Origin of the sequence: Meiothermus ruber DSM 1279, from assembly GCF_000024425.1 — a bacterium.
Lineage (GTDB): Bacteria > Deinococcota > Deinococci > Deinococcales > Thermaceae > Meiothermus > Meiothermus ruber.
On sequence record NC_013946.1, the window covers coordinates 242,630 to 263,186 of the forward strand.

Consider the following 20,557-nt stretch of genomic DNA (forward strand, 5'->3'; position numbering starts at 1 on the left):
CACCTTCAGCCTCCTCACACCATGCCCACGGTTTTCTGTACCCAGGCCAGGTCGGGGTCGAAGCGCACCCCCTGCCGCCGCCCGTCGCCGGCCAGGAACCACAGGTAGTAGCCGGTGTAGCCGGGGGCGCTCACGTAGGTGTGGTAGCCATGCGGAATGGAGAGCAGGGTCTCGTCCTTCACCACATAGGTCTGGTCGTAGCCGCGCTCGGGGCTGTAGTGGCGGGTCAGCCCCCAGCCTTCCGGGGAGGAGATGCGGAAATAGTACATCTCTTCGTGGAATACCTCGCTCCCCTGGGCGGTTTCGTGTTTGTGGGGCGGGTAGGTGCTCCAGTTGCCGCTGGGGGTGATGGTCTCGCCCACGATCAGGCGGCTGGCCGGGCGCCCATCGGGTTCAACCAGGATTTCCCGGAACTGGCGGGTGAAGTTCAGGGTGCCCCAGCGGCCGGTGTTCACCTGCTCGGGGCGGATTTCGTAGGGCTCGGTCTCCAGATCGCTGGGGGCGGAGGGCAGGGCGGCCTCGAAGCGGGTAAGGGCGCGCACCCGGAAGCGCTGGCCTCGAGGTAAGTAAACGCTGTGGGGGCTGCCCGCGAACACACTGGGCCGGCCACCGATCGGGGCAAACTTTCGCCCGCCCACCTCGAGCTCCGCTTTGCCGGAGAGCGCCACCAGCAGTATCTCGCGCTCGCCGGTCTCGCCCTCATAGCTCTGGCCGGCCTCGAGGTTGAGCTTGGCGAAGGCCAGCAGTTGACAGGCCTCGTCGGCAAGGGGCAGGAGGCCCGAACCTTGGGGGATGGTGTGAAAGTACTTCATCGGATGGTTCCGCTCCTTTTGGGGGAGGGGCCGCTAGCGACCCCTCTAGGGCTTACTTGAGGTATCCGCTTTCTCGGAGGGTTTTGGCCGCTGCTTCCTCGTACTGCTCGAAACGCACATTGCGCAGGCCGCTCAGGAACTGGCCCCAGCTTGCGTCGCTGATGGGCCGCTGGCCCAGCGCAAACTGCACCAGGTTTTCCGATACGTAGCGCTCGATGTCGGCCTGGTTGGCGGCGGCCTTCACGACCAGGTCGCCGGTGCGGTCGATCCAGTTGCCCTGCCGCTGGGCCTGGGCCATGAGCTGGTGCATCACATATTTACGCCCACCCACATTGATCTCGGGGTAGCGGCCGCGCATCTCCAGGGGGTTGCCGTTGAAGGCCAGCCAGCGCATCTGGGTGTAGCTCCCGCGCACGCTGATGGGGATCTGGGTGTTGATGGTGGGAACATTGTTGGGCAGGGTGTAGTCGGTCTTGTAGCGCCCCCAGCCCAGCAGGAAGTACCCTTCGCCGCTGTGGGCCCACTCGAGGAAGCGCGCGATGGCCGGGCCTTTGCCCGCGTCCATAGCCCGCTTGGAGACCGCGTAGAGCCAGCCAGCCGAGGAGTAGGTGCCCATGGCGCTTTTGCCCTCGGGGCCTTTGGGTGGGGGGAGCATGAGCAGCTCCGCGCCGGGGTTGTTGGCGTGGAAGTTCTGCAAGCCCGCCTGCAAACCGCCTACGCTTTCAAAAAACATCCCATAGCGGCCCTGCTGCCAGCGGGTGCGCAGATCAGCCCGGCGCATGGTGGCCCAGTCGGGGTCAATAACCTTGGCCTCCACCAGCCGTCGGATGTACTCGGTGGCCCGGCGGAAGTTGGGGTCGCGCAGATTGGCGGCGAAGGCTTTGGGGTTGTAGTTCCAGGTGCCCGCTACCCCGTAAGCCCCATAGACCCACTGAAAGTGGTTGCCCAAACCCAGCCCCGGCAGGATACCGGCCGTATCAAAATCAATCACCCCGCCGAAACCAAAGGTGTCGTTGCGGCCATTGCCGTCCGGGTCGCGCTCGGTAAAGGCCCTGGCTACTTCGAAAAATTCTTCCAGGGTGGTAGGCGCCTTAAGTCCAAGCTTATCGAGCCAGTCCTTACGCACCCAGATGGCGTACTGGCGGCTCAGGGTTACCGGCTCCTGCAAACCGTAGATCTGCCCATTGGTGGTGACCAGCAGGTTGCGCCTGGCATCGCTGTAGCGCTCGGCGGTGCGTTTGGGCATCTGAGGCAGAAGGCTGTTGACCGGGGCGAGCTGGCCTTGCTGCACCAGGCGGTCGAAAAGGGCCAGGCTGCGCACCTCGAAGAGGTCGGGTAGGTCGTTGGCGGCAGCCAGCGCGCCCAGGCGGTTGTCCCCATCGGCCCCGGTGGGCAGCATGGTGAACCTGAGGTTGATCCCCAGCTTCTCCCGCACCAGGCGGTAGACCTCCCAGTTGGCCGGTGGGGCCGGGGCCTCGGGGTTGGCCGCGTACAGGGCCACGCTGAGGTCGGTCAGGTTGGCCTGGGCCAGCGCGCCTGGAGCGGCCAGGAGCAAAGAACACAAGACTCTAGCGCCAATCTTCATACGTACCTCCTATTCCTTCACGCTGCCGATCAGCACACCCTTGGTGAAATAACGCTGGATCCAGGGGTATACCAGAAGCATCGGTAGCGTGATAAGGACAACCGCCGCCATCTTCAGAGCCTCCGCCGGCGCAGCCTGGGCCGCCGTGCCCTCCACGTACTCGGCCACGTTGAGGCCGGTCAGGATGTCCCGCAGCACCACCGGTAAAGGCATCAGGCTGCGGTCGGAAAGAAAGAGGATGGGCTCGAAGAAGTTGTTCCAGTTAGCCACGCCGTAGAACAGCCCAATGGTCAGGAGGATGGGCCGGGACAGGGGCAGCACCACGTGCCACAGCACCTGCCAGTCGTTGGCCCCATCTATGCGGGCGGCCTCCTCGAGGCTCTCGGGCAGGCTCTGAAAGAAGGTTTTCATCACCAAAAGGTTGTAGACGCTCACCGCCCCGTTGAGCAGCACCGACCAGTAGGTGTTGAGCAGGCCCAGATCCTTGACCACCAGGAAGGTGGGAATCAGGCCGGCGTTGAACAAAAAGGTGAAGAGAATCAGGCCCACAAACAGGTTCCTGCCGGGCAGTTCGCGGCGTGAAAGAGGGTAGGCGGCCAGCACGGTAAGGGTCAGGCTGATGGCCACACCGCCCAGGGTGAGCACCAGGCTGTTGAGCGCGGCCCGCCAGATGGTGGGCTGGAAAACGAGCTGGGCGTAGGCTTCAAAAGACCAGTCCCAGGGGGCCAGGAACAGACTGGGGCTTTTGCCAAAGGGCAGCAGCGAGATCATCACCACGTACCACAGGGGCACCAGGGTGACCACCAGCACCCCCACCAGGAACAGGTCGATGCTCCACTCAAAGAGGCGGTCGCCGGGAGATAGGCTGCGCTTTTTCAAGATGCACCTCCTAGTACAGGCTGCTGCCGGTAAAGCGCCGGGCCAGGCGGTTCGCCACCACGATCAAGACCAGGCCGATCAGGCCCTTGAACAGGCCCACCGCTGTAGCCAGGCTGAACTGAAAGTTTTGAATGCCCTGCCGGTACACCCAGGTGTCGATGATGTCCCCCACGCTGTAGACCGGCAGCGAGTACAGGACAAAGATTTGGTGAAAGCCCGCGTCCAGGATGCTTCCGATCTTGAGCAGCACCACCAGCACCAGTACATCCATCAGCCCCGGCAGGGAGATATGGCGCACCTGTTGCCAGCGCGAGGCTCCGTCGATGGCGGCGGCTTCGTAGAGGGCCGGGTTGATGGAAAGCAGGGCGGCCAGAAATAGAATCGCGCTCCAGCCGGTCTCTTTCCAGACCTCCGAGAGCACCACCACCGGCTGGAAGGTGGCGGTGGAGGTGAGGAAGGGGATGGGCTCGAGGCCCAGCGCCCGCAAACCGTGGTTCAGCAGGCCCTCGCTGGGGGAGAGCATGGCCAGCAGAATGCCGTAGACGATGACCCACGACAAAAAGTGCGGTAGGTAGCTCATGGTCTGCACCACCCGGGCCAGAAAGCGCCGGCTGGTTTCGTGCAGGGCAATTGCCAGTAGGATGGCGGGGGGAATACCCAGCGCGATCTTGGCCAGGCTGATCACGAGGGTGTTGGCTAAAAGCTGACCAAAGTAGTAAGAGCTGAAGAAGTCCTGAAAGTGCTGCAGGCCCACCCACGGGCTGCTCCAGACCCCCAGCGTGGGCTGGAAGTCCTTAAAGGCGATCTGGGCGTTCCACAAGGGCCAGTAGCGAAAAACCAGAAAGTAGAGCAGGCCGGGCAGCAGCATCAGGTAAAGCAGCCGGTAGCGCCAGATCCGGCGGACGAGGGTTGCAGGCCCGTTGTGGCCAGCCAGGCTTTTTGCGGTTGCGGGGTTCATACTTTTTCTCCGGGGATTCGGGGGGGTGCGCTCGATTCCCGAACGATCAGCTCGCTGGGAAACTCCACCAGCACGTCGCGCACCTGCTCGCCGGCCTTGGCCTTGATGATCAGATCCACCATGGCCTGGCCCATGGCTTGAATGGGATGCGCTACGGTGGTCAGGCTGGGGTGGGAGTGGGCCGCGGTGGGGATGTCGTCGAAGCCCACCACCGAGAGGTCTTGCGGCACCTGCAAACCCCGGGCCTGGGCCGCGGCGATAACCCCAAAGGCGGTGAGGTCGCTGGCCGCGAAGATGGCGGTGGGGGGCTCCTCGAGGCTCAAAAGCTCATGGCCGGCCTCCACCCCCCGCTGCTGGGTGAAGTCCCCGGGCCGCACCAGCCGCTCATCCCACAGCCCCGCCGCCAGCATGCACTCCCGGTAGGCGCGCAGGCGCTCGGTGGCCTGGCTGGAGTGGGCCGCTCCGGTGATAAAACCGATGCGCCGGTGGCCCAGGGCCAGCAGGTGCCGCACAGCGGCCAGGGAACCCTCGAAGCTGTCGGCCCGCACCACCGGGAGGTGGGTTGGTGCGCCGAAATGGTTGACCAGCACCACCGGGGCGCGGCTGCGCTCGAGGCTGGCTAAAAAGCCCGCCGACCCAATCGGCACCACTATGATCAGTCCGTCGGCCAGCCCACCGAGCAGGGCCCCCACCCGCTCGCGCTCCCGCTCCGGGTCGCGTGAGGTGGTAAACACCGCCAGGTCGTAGCCCATCTGGCTGGCCGCATCGGCCGCGGCCCGCGCCAACTCGGCAAAATACGGGCTGACCAGCTCGGGAATGACCATCCCCAGAATCTGGGTGGGGTGCCCGCGCAGGCTACGCGCCGCCGTATTGGCTACGTAGCCGAGCTGGTTGGCGGCCTGGAGCACCCGGGCCCGGGTGGCCTCCGAGAAGCGCCCTTTGTTGTTGAGCACCCTGGAGACGGTGATGATGGAGACCCCGGCGAGGCGGGCCACATGAGCTAAGGTAACCTTTTCGCTAGACATTTAATTTTGCCATCCTTACGAGGTATTTTTTTGAGATAACGTTAGCGCAAACAATATCACCCATCCTTCCTACTGTCAACCCTGGGCGGCGGTCGCGCATCAAACAGGCACTTGACAGCGCTTTCAAAATCTGATTTACTCTTCCCTCAGAAACCTAAAGCAGTTCTAGAGGTCAGCATGCGCGAAGCCGTAACCCTTAGCGATGTAGCCCGTGAGGCCGGAGTCTCGCCCAGCACCGTTTCGCGGGTGATCAATGGCACGGCTCGAGTAGCTGCCAGCAAGCGGGAAGCCGTTCTCAGGGCCATTGAGCGCCTGCACTACCGCCCCAACATCATGGCTAAGGGCCTGGCCCAGGGTCGCTCGCTCACCATCGGGGTCATCACCCAGGAGATCAGCAGCCCCTACTACGCCGAGATGCTCAAGGGGGTGGAACAGGCCCTCGAGGGCACCGCCTACCACCCCATCTTTGCCAGCGGACACTGGCGGGTTGACCAGGAAGAGGCGGCCTTGAAGGTGCTGGTGGGCCGCCAGGTGGATGGTCTGATCGTGATGGACGGCAGCGTGCCGGAGGAGCGCCTGAAGGAACTGGCCCACACCATGCCGGTGGTGGTGGTGGGCCGCAGGATACCAGGTTTGCAATGCCTGGGTATAGACAACCGACGGGCAGCCTATGAGGGCGTCCAGCACCTGATTGAGCTGGGCCATCGCCGGATTGCCCACATTGCCGGCCCCACCTCCCATCCCGACTCTATCGAGCGCCTCGAGGGCTACCGGGCGGCCCTCGAGGATGCCCATATCCCCTTCGACCCCGCCTTGGTGGTGGTGGGGGACTACATGGAGCAGTCCGGGGTGCTGGCCGTCGAGGCGCTGCTGGCTCGAGGCGCTCTGTTCACCGCCATTTTCGCCGCCAACGACCAGATGGCCTACGGCGCCAATGTGGCCCTGTACCGCCGGGGAATTCGCGTTCCCCACGATGTCTCGCTGGTGGGCTTCGACGATCTACCCAGCTCCAGCTACTTCACCCCACCCCTCACCACCGTCCGCCAGCCGGGCCCGGCCATGGGCTGGGAGGCTGCGCGCCTGATGCTGGCCCTCCTCGAGGGGCGCGATTACACCCCTAAACCCCTCTCCACCCACCTGGTGGTACGGGAATCCACAGCCCTGATCCGTTCTACGGGCGCCCTGGCTGCGCACCTGTTGACCTGACGGCTGGAGTGAAGGAGGTGATGAAGGCTATCTGAATAACTTTGAAAGCGCTTTCAAAACCGGCTTAGGCAATCTGCTTGTTTAGGAGGAAACCATGAAGCAAATCCCATCGCTGCTGGCACTGCTGGTACTGTTTGGACTGGGCCTGGCCCAGAAAACCACCCTCACGGTTGGGGTCTTTCCCAACCTGGACGACGCCCTTAAAGCCCAGATACAGCTGTTCAACAAGAAGTACCCCGACGTCGAGGTCAAGCTGGTAATCCAGCAGTACGCCGACCACCACAACGCCCTCACCACCGCCCTGGCTACCGGGCAGGGCCTGCCCGACGTGGCGGCCATCGAGATTGGCTTTGTGGGCCGCTTTGCCGAGGGGCAGGGTTTCGAGGATCTGAACAAGGCCCCCTACAACGCCGGGCAGTACAAGCGGTTCTTTACCCCCTACACCATCGCCCAGGCCACCGCGTCGGATGGCCGGTTTATTGCCATGCCGGTGGACATCGGCCCCGGCACCTTCTTCTACCGGGTGGATATCCTGCAAAAAGCCGGTGTAGACCCCAAGAACATGATGACCTGGCCGGGCTACATTGCAGCAGGCCGCAAGATCAAGGCCACCACCGGCGCTTTCCTGATTGCCGATGCTTCCGATGTGGCCTGGATCAATATCTTCGCCACCACCCCGGCCAATACCAGCCCCTACTTCGATGCCCAGGGCAAGGTGATTGTGGACAGCCCCCGCTTTGTGCGGGCCTTTGAGCTGGCTAAAAACATTCGTGCGGCTGGGCTGGATGCCCGGGTTGGGGCCTGGACCAACGAGTGGTACGATGCTTTCAAAAAAGGTACCGTGGCCACGCAGTTCTCTGGGGCCTGGCTGCAAGGCCACCTGCAAAACTGGATGGCCCCCGAAACCAAGGGACTGTGGCGGGTGCAGCAACTGCCCGAGGGGATGTACGCGTCCTGGGGTGGTAGCTTCTACGCCATTCCCACCACTTCCAAGAACAAGGCCCTGGCCTGGGAGCTCATCAAGTTTGTAACTACCACCAAAGAAGCGCAGGTGGCTGCTTTTAGGGCCATCGGCGCCTTCCCCTCTCTATTGTCGGCCCAGGAAGACCCCTCCTTTAACGAGCCCATTGAGTTCTTGGGTGGTCAGCAGGCCCGGCTGCTCTGGCGCGACGCAGCCCGCCGGGTCAAGCCCCTCAAAGCTAATAAGTATGACCGCATCGCCAACGAGATTCTGACCCAGGCGCTGTCCCAGGTGCTGGACGAGGGCAAGGACATCCAGGCTGCCCTGACTGAAGCCAAGCGGCTCATCGAACGCCGTATGCGCTAGCCCAACGGGGGGAGGAGGGTAGGCCCTTCTCCCTCTTTCTGAGGAGCATCCGTGCGAAAGTCTGTTCGCATCCCAACCTCCGGCCATGCCGGCCCCAGCCTGGCTATGCGCTGGAGCAGCTTCCAGCGCCGCTATGCGCCCTACATTTTTGTCAGTCCCTTTTTCATCCTTTTCCTGATTTTTGGCCTGTACCCCACGCTGTTTTCTCTGTACATGTCCTTTCAGGCCTGGACGCCCAGCGACGGGTGGGGCCGGTGGAAGTACGTGGGCCTCGAGAACTACACCTTCACCCTGACCGACCCCATGTTCTGGCGCTCCATGTGGAACACCGTCTGGCTGGGGGTGTTCTCGGGTATCCCACAGCACCTGATTGCCATTCCGCTGGCCTTTGTGATTCACATGGTGCTCAGCCGCTTCAAGACCTTTGTCACGGCGGTTTACTTCCTCCCCTACATCACTTCTTCGGTGGCCATTGCCCTCATCTTCAACACCCTTTTTGCCACCAACAACGGTGTTATCAACCTGGTGATCGCCCACCTCAACACCTGGCCTCTGCTGGGTGCGCTGCTGCCCGACCAGAACATCAACTGGTTCACCAGCGCCAACATCAAGTACGCCCTTGCACTGGTGGTAATCTGGCAGTTTACCGGCTGGAACACTCTGCTCTACCTCTCGGCCATCCAGGCCATTCCCAAAGACCTTTACGAAGCCGCTGCGGTGGATGGGGCCACCCGCGTTCAGCAGTTCCGCTACATCACCCTGCCCCTTCTGCGGCCCATGATGTTTTTTGCTGTTAGCCTCACCATCATTGGCAACATGCAGCTTTTTGAGCAGCCCTTTGTGTTGCTGAACGGGGGCGCCAGCGCGGCCACACCGGGGGGACAGACCGCCACCATGTACATGTACCGCACGGCTTTTGAGTGGCTTGAGATGGGCACGGCGGCTTCCATCGCCTGGATACTCTTCGTTTTTATCGGCATACTCACCTACCTCAACAACCTGATTTTTGGGCGTGCAGCTCGAGGAGGCGATTAGTATGGCTCGAGTTTCCCCGGGGGGTTGGCTGCTGCGCCTGGGGGGGTACGCCCTCCTGGTGCTGGGTGGGGTGCTGACCATCGCGCCGTTCTACTTTATGTTCGTGTTTGCGACGCACCAGCGCTCGGAAATTTTCGGCTTTCCACCCCCCATCTGGTTTGGAGAACACTTCCTGACCAACTACCAGATTCTGATCGAGAAGATACCCTTCTGGCGGGCTTACTGGAACAACTTTTACCTGGCCCTGATGACCACCATCACCAGCCTGTTCTTTTGCAGTCTGGCTGGTTTTGGCTTTGCCATGTACCAGTTCCGCTGGCGCGAACAGCTCTTTGCGGTGGTCATGGCGACCTTGTTGATACCCGCCATTCTCAACCTGATTCCCTTCTATTTGCTCATCTACCAGATCGGCTGGATCAACACCCCCAAAGCCCTCTGGGTGCCGGCCATGGCCGGTGCGCTGGGCATCTTCCTGATGCGGCAGTACATCATCTCGGCCATTCCCAAGGAACTGGTGGATGCGGCGCGAATTGATGGCTGCAGCGAGTTCCAGATTTACTGGCGCATCGTGCTGCCCCTGATCCGCCCGGCCCTGGGCACCCTGGGCCTGATTACCTTTATCGGCTCATGGAACCGCTTTGCCGATGTGAACGTGATTATGCGTACCCAGGAGACCAAAACCCTGCCGGTGGTGCTGCGCACCCTGCAAGGGGCCACCGACGTGGAGTGGGGGGCCATTATGGCCGGGACGGCCCTGCTGGTTGCCCCGCTGCTGCTGGTGTTTGCCCTGGCGGCCCGGCAGCTCATGGAGGGGTTGACCTCGGGGGCGGTCAAGAGCTAAGGCGGCACGGAAAAGTTGAAGAACGGTTCCACCTTATGGGCCGGGCTCGAGGTTCATTACGGCCGATTCCATACGCGATAGGAGGTTAGATGTACCTAACTCGCTGGACTTTCGTGGGGGTTTGCTTGGGACTGATGGTATGGGCCCAGCCCGGCCCGCCGCTGCGAAGCCTGGCCGAGGCTCGGAAAATTCAGATCGGAGCGGCTGTGGAACCGAGTCTGCTGCTGCAGGAACCCCAGTACGCCCAGGTGCTGGCTCGGGAGTTCAACCTGGTGGTGGCCGAGAACGTGATGAAGTGGGGGGCCTTGCAGACCGCTCGAGGTGAGTACAACTTTGCCGCTGCCGACCTGCTTCTGAACTTTGCCCAGAGGAACCGGCAGGCGGTGCGGGGGCATACCCTGGTCTGGCACCAGCAACTGCCCCGCTGGATGTACGGCAGTTTTACCTCGGCCGAGATGGAGGCCATCCTGAGCGATCACATCCGCACCGTGGTGGGGCGTTACCGCGGCCAAATCGCCTACTGGGACGTGGTGAACGAGGCGATCGGCGACGATGCCCGGCTGCGCTCGACGCCCTTCGATGTGCTGCCCGGCTACCTGGAAAAAGCCTTTCGGCTGGCCCGTGCGGCCGACCCCAGCGCCAAGCTGTTCTACAACGACTACGGGGCCGAGGGCCTGGGGGCCAAGTCGGATGCCATCTACGCGCTTCTGAAGGAGCTCAGAGCAAGGGGGGTGCCGGTGGATGGGGTGGGCTTCCAGGTGCACGTGGACTCGAGCTTCTCCCCCAGGCAGGTGCGGATGGCCGAGAACCTCGAGCGCTTCGCCCAGCTCGGACTGGAAATTCACATCACCGAGATGGACGTGCTGCTAAGTAGCACCGGCTCCAGAGCCGAACGGCTCGAGAGGCAGGCCCAGGTGTACCGCGAAGTGCTGCAAGTCTGCTTGCGCCAGCCCCGCTGCAAGGTCTTCACCCTGTGGGGCTTTACCGATGCCCACTCCTGGCGGGGGGCCAGCGAGCCCCTCATCTTCGACGTGGATTACCAACCCAAACCGGCCTACTTTGCCCTCCAGCGCACCTTACAACAACCCTAAGGAGACCTATGAAACGAAGCGATTTCCCCGCCAACTTCATCTGGGGCACGGCGACCTCCGCCTATCAGATCGAGGGCGCGGTATCCGAGGACGGACGGGGGCCCAGCATCTGGGATACCTTCAGCCATACCCCCGGCAAAACCAAAGGCGGCGACCACGGGGATGTGGCCTGCGACCACTACCACCGCTATCCAGAGGACATCGCCCTGATGAAAGAACTGGGGGTGAACGCCTACCGCTTCTCGGTGGCCTGGCCGCGCATCCTGCCCGAGGGCCGGGGGAGGGTGAACCCCAGGGGCCTGGACTTTTACAACCGGCTGGTGGACGCCCTGCTGGAGCAGGGTATTACCCCCTGGGCCACCCTCTACCACTGGGATCTGCCCCAGTCCCTGGAGGATCAGGGCGGCTGGCCGAGCCGGGAGACGGCCTACGCTTTCGCCGAATACGCCGATCTGGTAACCCGGCACCTGGGGGATCGGGTCAAGCACTGGATTACCCTTAACGAGCCCTGGTGCTCGGCGTACCTGGGCTACCACGCTGGCATCCATGCACCGGGCCAGCAGAACTTTAAGCACTCGATATGGGCCTCGCACCACCTGCTGCTGGCCCATGGGCTGGCCGTACCGGTGATCCGTCGGAATGTAACGGGCGCTCGGGTGGGGATTACCCTCAACCTTTCGCCAGGCTACCCGGCCTCTCCAGACCCCGCCGATGTGGCCGCTGCCCGTCGCTTCGACGGTTTCCAGAACCGCTGGTACCTGGATCCGCTGTACGGCCTTGGATACCCAGCGGATATGCTGGCCCTCTACGGCGAAGCCCCGTCCGTGCAGGGCGACGACCTAATCACCATTGCTGCACCCACCGACTTCCTGGGGATCAACTACTACTCCCGCGCGGTGGTGCGCAACAGCGACCTCGAGCCCTACCGCTTCCAGTATGTGCGGGTCGGCGAGGAGCACACCGATATGGACTGGGAGGTGTACCCCGAGGGGCTTTACGACCTGCTCATACGGCTGGGCCGGGAGTACCGCCCCAAAGCCATCTACATCACCGAGAACGGGGCGGCCTACCCCGACGCCGTCGCCGACGACGGCGGGATTCACGACCTCGAGCGCGTCCGCTACTTCCAGCGCCACCTGGCCCTCTGCCTGGAAGCCCTGCAGCACGGCGCGCCCCTGAAAGGCTACTTCGCCTGGAGCCTGCTGGATAACTTCGAGTGGGCCGAGGGCTACGCCAAGCGCTTCGGGCTGGTGTACGTCGACTTTCCCAGCCAGCGACGCCGCATCAAGGCCAGCGGCTACTGGTTCCGGGATTTTCTGCGGGAGGCGGTCGCCAGCTCATGACCCGGATCCTCAACCCCATCCTGCGGGGCTTCCACCCCGACCCCTCCATCCTGCGGGTGGGGGACGACTACTTCATCGCCACCTCCACCTTCGAGTGGTGGCCGGGGGTGCGGCTGCACCACTCGCGCGACCTGGTGCACTGGCGGCCCATCGGCTACGCCCTGACCCGCACCTCGCAGCTCGAGATGCTGGGCAACCCCGACTCCGGGGGCATCTGGGCCCCCTGCCTGAGCCACGATGGGGCGCAGTTCTACCTCATCTACACCGACGTGAAAACCTGGGGCAACGGCGAGGTCTTCAAGGATGCGCACAACTACCTGGTAACCGCTCCAAGCATCGAAGGCCCCTGGTCGGAGCCGGTGTACCTCAATTCCTCGGGCTTCGACCCCTCGCTCTTCCACGACGAGGACGGGCGCAAATGGCTCTTGAATATGCGCTGGGATCACCGCAAGGGCCGCAACGCCTTTGCCGGCATCCTGCTGCAAGAGTACGACCCCCAGCAAAAGCGGCTGGTGGGGCCGGTGCACAACATCTTCCGGGGAACCCCCCTGGGCGTGACCGAGGGGCCGCACCTGTACAAGAAGGACGGCTGGTACTACCTGGTGGTGGCCGAAGGCGGTACGACCTATGCCCACGCGGTGACGGTGGCCCGCTCGCAGCGCATTGAGGGGCCCTACGAGGTGGATCCCTGCTACCCCACCCTGACCGCTCGAGGCCACCCGGAACTACCCCTGCAAAAAGCCGGCCACGCCTCGCTGGTGCAGACCCAGCAGGGGGAGTGGTACATGGCCCACCTGGTCGGGCGCCCCCTCGAGCCCCCCCAGGCCCTGCGCCGCCACTGCCCGCTGGGCCGCGAAACGGCCTTGCAAAAGATCCGCTGGAGCCCGGATGGCTGGCCCCGGCTCTGGCACGGGAGCAATACCCCGGCCCTGGAGGTGGAAGCCCCGGCCCTTCCCGCCCACCCCTGGCCGAAGGAACCCGAACGCGACGACTTCGAAGCGCCAACCCTGAGCCTCCACTTCCAGACCCTGCGCCACCCCCCCGATCCCTCCTGGCTCTCGCTCACCGAGCGCCCCAGCTACCTGCGCCTTTTTGGCCGGGAGTCGCTCAGTTCGCGCCACCGCCAGAGCCTGGTGGCCCGCCGCCTGCAGCACTTTTACGCCGAGGCCGAGACGGTGCTGGAGTTCGAACCCCAGCACTTCCAGCAGATGGCCGGGCTGGTCTGCTACTACGACACTGGCAACTGGGTCTACCTACGGGTGAGCCGCGATGAAGCACTGGGCAAAACCCTTAGCATCCTGACCTGTGACAACGGCCACTACGACGAACCGCTGGATGGGGAGCTGGGAATCGAGGGCTGGTCAAGGGTCTACCTCAAGGTGCGATACCAGCGCGATACCTTTGGCTTCGCCTACTCAGCCAATGGCCTGGACTGGAGCGAGATTCCCCTGCGCTTCCCGGCCTACAAACTCTCCGACGACCACTGCCGGGGGCTGGGCTTTACCGGTACCTTTATCGGGCTGTGCGCGCAGGATCTGAGCGGAGCGCGCCTGCACGCCGATTTCGACTACTTTGTCTACCGGGGGCTCGAGTAAGCCTATTGACATAACCCAAAGCATTTGATAATCTCCTCTTTGCGTCGCCAAACGGTGATGCGAGAATCTTGAAAGCGCAGGTTAGGAAACACATACGACAAAAACGTGGTTTTCCACGTTACAAATCTTGAGCATCACAGCTCAAACCCAAATGTTTTCGGAGAGTTTGATCCTGGCTCAGGGTGAACGCTGGCGGTATGCCTAAGACATGCAAGTCGAACGGGCTGTTTATGCAGCCAGTGGCGGACGGGTGAGTAACACGTAGGTGACCTACCCCAAAGTCTGGGACAACTAGGAGAAATCTTAGCTAATCCTGGATGTGGACATCTACTTTGGTGGATGTTTAAAGCTTCGGCGCTTTGGGATGGGCCTGCGGCGCATCAGGTAGTTGGTGGGGTAATGGCCTACCAAGCCGACGACGCGTAGCTGGTCTGAGAGGACGATCAGCCACAGGGGTACTGAGACACGGACCCCACTCCTACGGGAGGCAGCAGTTAGGAATCTTCCGCAATGGGCGAAAGCCTGACGGAGCGATACCGCTTGAAGGACGAAGCCCTTCGGGGTGTAAACTTCTGAACTCGGGACGATAATGACGGTACCGAGGTAATAGCACCGGCTAACTCCGTGCCAGCAGCCGCGGTAATACGGAGGGTGCGAGCGTTACCCGGATTTACTGGGTGTAAAGGGCGTGTAGGCGGTCTCTCAAGTCCGATGCTAAAGACCGAAGCTCAACTTCGGGGGTGCGTTGGATACTGTGAGGCTAGACGGTCGGAGAGGGTAGCGGAATTTCCGGAGTAGCGGTGAAATGCGCAGATACCGGAAGGAACGCCAATAGCGAAAGCAGCTACCTGGACGATTTGTGACGCTGAGGCGCGAAAGCGTGGGGAGCAAACCGGATTAGATACCCGGGTAGTCCACGCCCTAAACGATGAGTGCTGGGTGTCCGACATCTGTTGGGTGCCGTAGCTAACGCGTTAAGCACTCCACCTGGGAAGTACGGTCGCAAGACTGAAACTCAAAGGAATTGACGGGGGCCCGCACAAGCGGTGGAGCATGTGGTTTAATTCGAAGCAACGCGCAGAACCTTACCAGGTCTTGACATCCACGGAACCCTGGTGAAAGCCGGGGGTGCCCGCAAGGGAGCCGTGAGACAGGTGCTGCATGGTCGTCGTCAGCTCGTGTCGTGAGATGTTGGGTTAAGTCCCGCAACGAGCGCAACCCCTGTTGCTAGTTGCCATCAGTTCGGCTGGGCACTCTAGCGAGACTGCCTACGAAAGTAGGAGGAAGGCGGGGATGACGTCTGATCCGCATGGCCCTTACGACCTGGGCGACACACGTGCTACAATGCCTGCCACAAAGCGCTGCGACCCGGTAACGGGAAGCCAATCGCACAAAAGCAGGCTCAGTTCGGATTGGGGTCTGCAACTCGACCCCATGAAGCCGGAATCGCTAGTAATCGCGGATCAGCCATGCCGCGGTGAATACGTTCCCGGGCCTTGTACACACCGCCCGTCAAGCCATGGGAGTGGGTTTTGCCTGAAGTCGCCGGGAGCCACAGGCAGGCGCCTAGGGTAAGGCTCATGACTGGGGCTAAGTCGTAACAAGGTAGCTGTACCGGAAGGTGCGGCTGGATCACCTCCTTTCTAAGGAGTTCATGCGCCCTTTGTGGCGCCAATCTGGCGGCTGTCGTAGCCGAGCCAGACTTCGCGCAAGCGAAGACTCGCCTAACCTGCGCCAAGATTTATGCCCGCCCTTCGGGGCGGGTTTTTTATTTGCGTGGTAGAACCTTCCAGGCCTTGCAGTATTCTTTATCTGGATGATTCTGGATCCCACCGAACTCGAGCTACGCCAAGACCCGCTGGCTTTTTTTGTCCACCTCTCACGCACCAGCCCCGATATCACCACCTTTCGCTTTGCTTCGGGTAAGGAGATCGTTTTTCTCAACCACCCTGACCTGATCCGGGAGGTGCTGATTGAGCGGGCCGAGCAGTTTCATAAGTCCGACCTGACCCGCTCCTTCGCTGGAGGGATGGGCAACGGCATCCTGCTTTCCGAGGGGGAGTTCTGGAAGCAGCAGATTCGCTTGATGCGCCCGGCCTTTCACTACAAGCGCCTGCAGGGCTATGCCGAGGTGATGAGCCGCTTCACCCTGGAGATGCTTTCGCACTGGCAAAACAGCGAAATCCGGCACATCGACGAAGACATGAACGCCCTTACCCTGCGGGTGGTGGCTAAGTGCATGTTCGACGTGGAAGCTGGCGAAGACCGCGAGATTATGCACCAGGCCATCATGCTGGGGCAGAAGGTGGTGGGGCAGATGGTTTATGGCTGGCTCAACCTGCCCGACTGGCACCCCGGCCTCAACCGCGATGGCATCCGGGTGGTGCGGGCCCTGAACGACATGGTGAGCCGCCATATCGCCTACCGGCGCGAGCGCGGTGACCTGGGCGACGACCTACTCTCAATGCTGCTAGAAGCCCAGAACCAGCCCGGTGTCGAGCTATCCGACCGGCAACTGCGCGACGAGGTGCTCACGGTCATTACGGCGGGTCTCGAGACCACCGCCAACGCCCTGATATGGACGTGGTATCTGCTCGACCAGCATCCAGACGTCAAGGCCCGGCTCAAGGCCGAAGTGGACAGCCTGGGCAAGCTGCCCGGCTTCGAGGATGTGCAGCGGCTGCCCTACCTGGATCAGGTCTTCAAAGAGAGCCTGCGACTGTACCCGCCGGTCTGGATCATCGGGCGGGAAAACGTGGAGGAGCTGGAGCTGGGGGGGATGCGCCTCGCGCCCAGAACCCAGATCGTGATGAGCCAGTGGGCGGCCCACCGCGACCCCCGCTTCTTCGAGCACCCCGACGAGTTCCGGCCCGAGCGCTGGACGCCGGAGTTCGAGAGGTCGCTGCCGCGCGGGGCTTACTTCCCCTTTAGCCTGGGGCCCCGGGTGTGCACTGGGCAGGGGTTTGCGACCCTCGAGTACAAGCTGATTGTAGCCACGGTTTTGCAGCAGTTTGACCTCGAGCTCGTCCGTCCCGCGCCTGTGCGCCCGGAGCCCAACTTCACCCTCTGCGCCCATGGTGGGATGCCCATGCGGGTGCGCCGGTGGAAGTAATGCCGGGCTGGGGTGGATTTGGAGAACCGCCCACCCCAGCCGAATAGTTGCTTTGAATCCGGTATTATACCGTTTCCGCTTGAATCCTTCGCCGTTGAACGAAGTCAGAGGTGAAGGATTCAAGCCGACCGAAGGGAGTAGAAAATCCTTTCGGTAGTATCGTTTAGGCTTGCCGAAGTGAACGATACTACCGAAATGCGTATTACTCCACAGGCTGTCCGTTCAGGGTCACGGTAAACTGCCCACAACCGCTGAACTCGATGCGCAGGGTGGATCTTTCACCCGCTGGGTTGGTGTAGACAAACACCTTGGCCCCGCTGTCGAAGTTCATCAGGCGGCCCAGGGGATTCTGGCAGGCTGCGCGGTTCCAGTGCAGGCTGGGGTCGGTGTACCAGATCAGGCTGCGGGTGTTGTTGTTGCGCGTCCAGGTGGCGCTGCCGGGGTTGTTTTGCTCAACCGTGATGCTGCCGGCATCCCAGGGGTTGCTGTTGCCGTCCTGGTCAGGGGCATAGGTCTTGCTGACATCAAAGACCAGCGAGCCGGTGTAGGTGTTGTTGAAGACGGTCTTGGTGACGGCATGGGTGTAATTCTTGGTGATCTTGAAGAGGGTGGCATCCTGCTTGTCGATGGAGTAGCTACCATTCAGGGTGCGCTCGATGCTGGTGTTGCCGCTGGTCAGGCGCGTGGTGAACCGGTCGAAGGCAACGCTGTAGCCGCTGTAGGGCTGGTTGTCGTTGGTGTCTTGCAGGGTCACGCTGCCCTTCAGACTGTAGCTGGTGTTGCCAGGGCCGGTATAGGTGCAGTCGTAGGTGGTGGTGGCGCTGGCTGGTACGCCGTCGTTGTCGGCATCCACCGGGGTGGCGGGGTTGGTGCTGATGGAGCAGTTGGCGCTGGAGGTGGGGGGTAGGTACAGCACGCCCACCGCCCGCAGAATCAGGCTGCCCCTACGCGGCAGGCCCCAGGCCTGGGCGGCGGCCTCGAGGCCATCCACCTGGCCCTGGGCGCCCAGTGCGGCAGTACTTGCGTCGCCGAGCATGGCGCCGGTGAGTTGCAGATCCCCCTGAACCGCTTCAGATAGGGCCTGGGCATCGCTCTGGCTGAGCTGGTCGGAGCTCGAGGACGGATTGCTGCAAGCCGCCAGAAGCCCCAGTAAGGCCAGTCCTGCGAGTGCGCGAAGGTGTTTGTGCATGGTTGTTCCTCCCGGTTTAACAAGCTGCGCTTTAAAGCTGAAGGCCAGAGGGGTATAAGCTTAAGCCAGCCTTAAGGTGGAAAATGTGAAATGATTGGGTACTCTAGATTCTAAAGTGCTCCTAAGCTAGGGTTTCAAGGGTGATCCAATGGCAACGCAATCAAAAAAGAAAAGGAAAGCAGCCGCCAAGTACCGCTCCCAGCCCAAGCCCTCGCCCATGCCCTGGGTGCTGGGGGGGGTGGTGGTGCTGGCGGTGCTGGTGGGTGGCTATTTCTGGTGGCAGTCCAGGCAGACCGCACAGGCCTTTGAGAGGCTGGTTGCGGCAGGCAAGGCCAGTCTGGCGGCGCGGGAGATTACCTACCCCGATGCCGGGCGGGGCCATAGCAACATCGGGGTGTCCATCGTATATGCCACCGACCCGCCCACCTCGGGGGTGCACTGGCCCAACTGGACGGAGCCGGGGTTTTACACCCGCCCCGAGCCCAAGGAAAAGCTGGTACACGCCCTCGAGCACGGCAACATCGTCATTTACTACGACCAGCCCTCAGCCGAGGCCCTGAGCCAGATTCGCGCCTGGCAGCGCCGCTTTACCGGGGCCTGGGATGGGCTGGTGGTGGTGCCCAAGCAAGGGCTGGGTCAGACCATCGAACTCACCGCCTGGACCAAGCTGCTGCGCCTGGAGACCTGGGATGCCGCTTTGGCTGCGGCCTTTATTGATGCCTACCGGGGCCGGGGGCCGGAGAACCCGGTGCGCTAAAGTAGGCCACGGCCAACCATGAGCCACACCCTGCGCTTTGGAACAACGCTGCTGGCGGTCTTGCTGGGTACGGCGCTGGCCCAGGGGGGGCTCGAGGCCCATCCCATGTCCATCGAGGCCCTGCGCCAGGGCAGCTATCCGGGCAGCGCCATCACCCTCGAGCAAACCCTGGCCCCCGGCGCCAACTACCGCCGCTATATTGCTTCATACCGTTCGGAGGGGCTGAAAATCTACGGCCTGCTCACCGTTCCCAACGGCGCACGCCCCCGGGCGGGCTGGCCGGCCATCGTCTTCGTGCATGGCTACATCCCACCGGCCCAGTACCGCACCACCGAGCGCTATGGGGCCTATGTGGACGCGCTGGCCCGGGCCGGCTATATCGTGTTCAAGATTGACCTGCGCGGGCACGGCAACTCCGAGGGCACCGCCAGCGGGGCCTACTGGTCGCCGGACTACACCATTGATACCCTCAACGCCTTTGCCTCGCTGCGCCGGTTTCCCCAGGCCAACCCCGAGCGCATCGGCATCTGGGGCCACTCCATGGGGGGCTACCTGGCCCTGCGGGCCATGGTGGTGGAGCCGCGCATCCGGGTGGGGGTGATCTGGGCGGGGGTGGTGGGCACCTACGAAGACCTGCTCTACCGCTGGCGGCGCAGCCCCCCGGCCCAGCTTCCGCCGGGCGCCTTGCGGCGGCGTGAGCTGTTTCTGGCCCGCTACGGCTCGCCCGAGAGCAACCCCGGTTTCTGGGCCTCCATCACCGCCCACAACTACCTCGAGCGGGTCGGGCCCATCCAGCTTCACCACGGCCTGGCCGACACGGTGGTGCCGGTGAGCTTTTCCCAGCGCCTGGCCCAGTACCTGCGGGCCGCCGGGCGGCCCTACGAGCTTTTTACCTATCCTGGCAACGACCACAACCTGAGCCAGAGCTTTAGCCTGGCCATGCGGCGCTCGGTGGCCTATTTCGACCGTTACCTGAAGCGCTGAGAGGGGCTTGACTCACCCGGACGCAGGTGTGGCACGCTAAAGCCTCCCCTACGCGGTAGGGAGGACTTTACCATGCCGTTTCGGCTTATTGGAGGTAATACGCATTCCGGCAGTATCGTTCACTGTGGCAAGCCTAAACGATACTACCGAAAGGATTTTCTACTCCCTTCGGTCGGCTTGAATCCTTCACTACAGGGCGGTGAAGGATTCAAGCGGAAACGGTAAAAGACCCAATCCCCTTGAATCCGCTCTGGCCTGCCTCGAGCAAAAAGTGACTTTTGTCCTTACCCCACCCCAGGGGGGGTGGGTATACTGGCGCTGTGGAGGTAACCATGACCCAACTCAAGATTGAAGGCATGAGCTGCAACAACTGCGTGCGTCACGTGACCGAAGCCCTCAAAAAGGTGCCGGGGGTTGAGCACGTGGAGGTCTCGCTGCAGGAGGGCCGGGCCACCGTAACCGGGACGGCGCCGGTGGATAAGCTGATCGAGGCGGTGCAGGAAGAGGGTTACACCGCCCGGGTGGCCTGAGATGACCCACGAACACACCCTGCACCTCGACCCCAGGGTGCGGCAGGAGGCCCGCAACCGGCTGCTTTCGGCCAAGGGGCACCTCGAGGGCATTCTCAAGATGCTCGAGGGTGAGCCGTACTGCGTGGACGTGCTCAAGCAGATTAAGGCCGTGCAGGGGGCCCTCGACAAGGTGGGGGAGATGGTGCTCAGAAGCCACCTCGAGCACCACGTGGCCAGCGCCGCTGTGCGGGGCGACACCCAGAGGATGGTAGAGGAACTGATGGAGGTGCTCAAATACCGCTAACC

The 20,557-nt window shown here is 62.6% G+C and carries 18 protein-coding genes and 1 rRNA gene; 13 read left to right on the forward strand and 6 right to left on the reverse strand.

Annotation, left to right across the window (positions count from 1 at the left end):
- Window positions 1-14 precede the first annotated feature (14 nt).
- Genes iolB through MRUB_RS01425 form a run of 5 tightly spaced genes read right to left on the reverse strand, consistent with a single transcriptional unit; the run spans window position 15 to window position 5,229 of the window.
- Window positions 15-812 (reverse strand): 5-deoxy-glucuronate isomerase, encoded by a 798-nt coding sequence (gene iolB, locus MRUB_RS01405; protein ID WP_013012575.1) that lies wholly within the window; start codon window positions 810-812, stop codon window positions 15-17.
- A gap of 52 nt (window positions 813-864) precedes the next feature.
- Entirely contained in the window at window positions 865-2,397 is a 1,533-nt protein-coding gene (locus MRUB_RS01410; RefSeq protein ID WP_013012576.1) for an extracellular solute-binding protein, read from the reverse strand.
- 9 nt (window positions 2,398-2,406) lie between these two features.
- Window positions 2,407-3,276, reverse strand: a complete 870-nt coding sequence (locus MRUB_RS01415; protein ID WP_013012577.1) for a carbohydrate ABC transporter permease — start codon at window positions 3,274-3,276, stop codon at window positions 2,407-2,409.
- A gap of 10 nt (window positions 3,277-3,286) precedes the next feature.
- On the reverse strand, window positions 3,287-4,234 hold the full coding sequence (locus MRUB_RS01420; protein ID WP_013012578.1) for an ABC transporter permease: 948 nt from the start codon (window positions 4,232-4,234) through the stop codon (window positions 3,287-3,289).
- Window positions 4,231-5,229 carry a LacI family DNA-binding transcriptional regulator gene (locus MRUB_RS01425; protein WP_235438137.1) on the reverse strand — a complete coding sequence of 333 codons (999 nt, stop codon included), beginning with the start codon at window positions 5,227-5,229 and terminating at the stop codon, window positions 4,231-4,233. Before MRUB_RS01425 ends, MRUB_RS01420 begins: the two co-directional genes overlap by 4 nt.
- A 207-nt stretch (window positions 5,230-5,436) precedes the next feature.
- On the opposite strand from MRUB_RS01425, the gene MRUB_RS01430 reads away from it, so the two are divergent.
- From MRUB_RS01430 to MRUB_RS01470, 9 genes are all read left to right on the forward strand, one after another.
- The gene (locus MRUB_RS01430) at window positions 5,437-6,465 is read left to right on the forward strand and encodes a LacI family DNA-binding transcriptional regulator (RefSeq protein ID WP_013012580.1); all 1,029 of its coding nucleotides are present in this window, start codon (window positions 5,437-5,439) and stop codon (window positions 6,463-6,465) included.
- Window positions 6,466-6,559: 94 nt separating this feature from the next.
- On the forward strand, window positions 6,560-7,792 hold the full coding sequence (locus MRUB_RS01435; protein ID WP_013012581.1) for an ABC transporter substrate-binding protein: 1,233 nt from the start codon (window positions 6,560-6,562) through the stop codon (window positions 7,790-7,792).
- A 51-nt stretch (window positions 7,793-7,843) separates the two neighbouring features.
- Complete coding sequence (locus MRUB_RS01440) at window positions 7,844-8,827, forward strand: carbohydrate ABC transporter permease (protein ID WP_013012582.1); 984 nt, start codon at window positions 7,844-7,846, stop codon at window positions 8,825-8,827.
- Between the two features lies 1 nt (window position 8,828).
- Window positions 8,829-9,668 carry a carbohydrate ABC transporter permease gene (locus MRUB_RS01445; RefSeq protein WP_013012583.1) on the forward strand — a complete coding sequence of 280 codons (840 nt, stop codon included), beginning with the start codon at window positions 8,829-8,831 and terminating at the stop codon, window positions 9,666-9,668.
- A gap of 89 nt (window positions 9,669-9,757) precedes the next feature.
- The gene (locus MRUB_RS01450; protein ID WP_013012584.1) at window positions 9,758-10,759 is read left to right on the forward strand and encodes an endo-1,4-beta-xylanase; all 1,002 of its coding nucleotides are present in this window, start codon (window positions 9,758-9,760) and stop codon (window positions 10,757-10,759) included.
- Between the two features lie 8 nt (window positions 10,760-10,767).
- Entirely contained in the window at window positions 10,768-12,102 is a 1,335-nt protein-coding gene (locus MRUB_RS01455) for a GH1 family beta-glucosidase (RefSeq protein ID WP_013012585.1), read from the forward strand.
- A complete protein-coding gene (locus MRUB_RS01460) occupies window positions 12,099-13,697 on the forward strand; it encodes a glycoside hydrolase family 43 protein (protein ID WP_013012586.1) in 1,599 nt (532 codons plus the stop codon). The genes MRUB_RS01455 and MRUB_RS01460 overlap by 4 nt, the downstream gene beginning before the upstream one ends.
- Before the next feature lie 154 nt (window positions 13,698-13,851).
- Window positions 13,852-15,340, forward strand: a 16S ribosomal RNA gene (locus tag MRUB_RS01465).
- Window positions 15,341-15,513: 173 nt separating this feature from the next.
- The gene (locus MRUB_RS01470) at window positions 15,514-16,809 is read left to right on the forward strand and encodes a cytochrome P450 (protein WP_013012587.1); all 1,296 of its coding nucleotides are present in this window, start codon (window positions 15,514-15,516) and stop codon (window positions 16,807-16,809) included.
- A 202-nt stretch (window positions 16,810-17,011) separates the two neighbouring features.
- On the opposite strand, the gene MRUB_RS01475 is transcribed toward MRUB_RS01470, so the two are convergent.
- Window positions 17,012-17,998, reverse strand: coding sequence for a hypothetical protein (locus MRUB_RS01475; protein ID WP_013012588.1), 987 nt, complete (start codon window positions 17,996-17,998; stop codon window positions 17,012-17,014).
- Between the two features lie 148 nt (window positions 17,999-18,146).
- Here MRUB_RS01475 and MRUB_RS01480 point away from each other — a divergent pair, with 148 nt between their 5' ends.
- From MRUB_RS01480 to MRUB_RS01495, 4 genes are all read left to right on the forward strand, one after another.
- Complete coding sequence (locus MRUB_RS01480) at window positions 18,147-18,755, forward strand: DUF3105 domain-containing protein (protein WP_013012589.1); 609 nt, start codon at window positions 18,147-18,149, stop codon at window positions 18,753-18,755.
- An 18-nt stretch (window positions 18,756-18,773) separates the two neighbouring features.
- Window positions 18,774-19,739 (forward strand): alpha/beta hydrolase family protein, encoded by a 966-nt coding sequence (locus MRUB_RS01485; RefSeq protein ID WP_013012590.1) that lies wholly within the window; start codon window positions 18,774-18,776, stop codon window positions 19,737-19,739.
- 332 nt (window positions 19,740-20,071) lie between these two features.
- Window positions 20,072-20,269, forward strand: coding sequence for a CopZ family metallochaperone (locus tag MRUB_RS01490; protein ID WP_013012591.1), 198 nt, complete (start codon window positions 20,072-20,074; stop codon window positions 20,267-20,269).
- Between the two features lies 1 nt (window position 20,270).
- Window positions 20,271-20,555 carry a metal-sensitive transcriptional regulator gene (locus tag MRUB_RS01495; protein WP_013012592.1) on the forward strand — a complete coding sequence of 95 codons (285 nt, stop codon included), beginning with the start codon at window positions 20,271-20,273 and terminating at the stop codon, window positions 20,553-20,555.
- Window positions 20,556-20,557: the final 2 nt, after the last annotated feature.

Coding starts and splice junctions, on each gene's coding strand:
- MRUB_RS01470 (WP_013012587.1), top strand. CDS start 15,514: ATGATTCTGGATCCCACCGAACTCGAGCTACGCCAAGACCCGCTGGCT.
- MRUB_RS01435 (WP_013012581.1), top strand. CDS start 6,560: ATGAAGCAAATCCCATCGCTGCTGGCACTGCTGGTACTGTTTGGACTG.
- MRUB_RS01445 (WP_013012583.1), top strand. CDS start 8,829: ATGGCTCGAGTTTCCCCGGGGGGTTGGCTGCTGCGCCTGGGGGGGTAC.
- MRUB_RS01410 (WP_013012576.1), bottom strand. CDS start 2,397: ATGAAGATTGGCGCTAGAGTCTTGTGTTCTTTGCTCCTGGCCGCTCCA.
- MRUB_RS01420 (WP_013012578.1), bottom strand. CDS start 4,234: ATGAACCCCGCAACCGCAAAAAGCCTGGCTGGCCACAACGGGCCTGCA.
- MRUB_RS01460 (WP_013012586.1), top strand. CDS start 12,099: ATGACCCGGATCCTCAACCCCATCCTGCGGGGCTTCCACCCCGACCCC.
- MRUB_RS01480 (WP_013012589.1), top strand. CDS start 18,147: ATGGCAACGCAATCAAAAAAGAAAAGGAAAGCAGCCGCCAAGTACCGC.
- MRUB_RS01450 (WP_013012584.1), top strand. CDS start 9,758: ATGTACCTAACTCGCTGGACTTTCGTGGGGGTTTGCTTGGGACTGATG.
- MRUB_RS01485 (WP_013012590.1), top strand. CDS start 18,774: ATGAGCCACACCCTGCGCTTTGGAACAACGCTGCTGGCGGTCTTGCTG.
- MRUB_RS01475 (WP_013012588.1), bottom strand. CDS start 17,998: ATGCACAAACACCTTCGCGCACTCGCAGGACTGGCCTTACTGGGGCTT.
- MRUB_RS01455 (WP_013012585.1), top strand. CDS start 10,768: ATGAAACGAAGCGATTTCCCCGCCAACTTCATCTGGGGCACGGCGACC.
- MRUB_RS01490 (WP_013012591.1), top strand. CDS start 20,072: ATGACCCAACTCAAGATTGAAGGCATGAGCTGCAACAACTGCGTGCGT.
- MRUB_RS01495 (WP_013012592.1), top strand. CDS start 20,271: ATGACCCACGAACACACCCTGCACCTCGACCCCAGGGTGCGGCAGGAG.
- MRUB_RS01430 (WP_013012580.1), top strand. CDS start 5,437: ATGCGCGAAGCCGTAACCCTTAGCGATGTAGCCCGTGAGGCCGGAGTC.
- iolB (WP_013012575.1), bottom strand. CDS start 812: ATGAAGTACTTTCACACCATCCCCCAAGGTTCGGGCCTCCTGCCCCTT.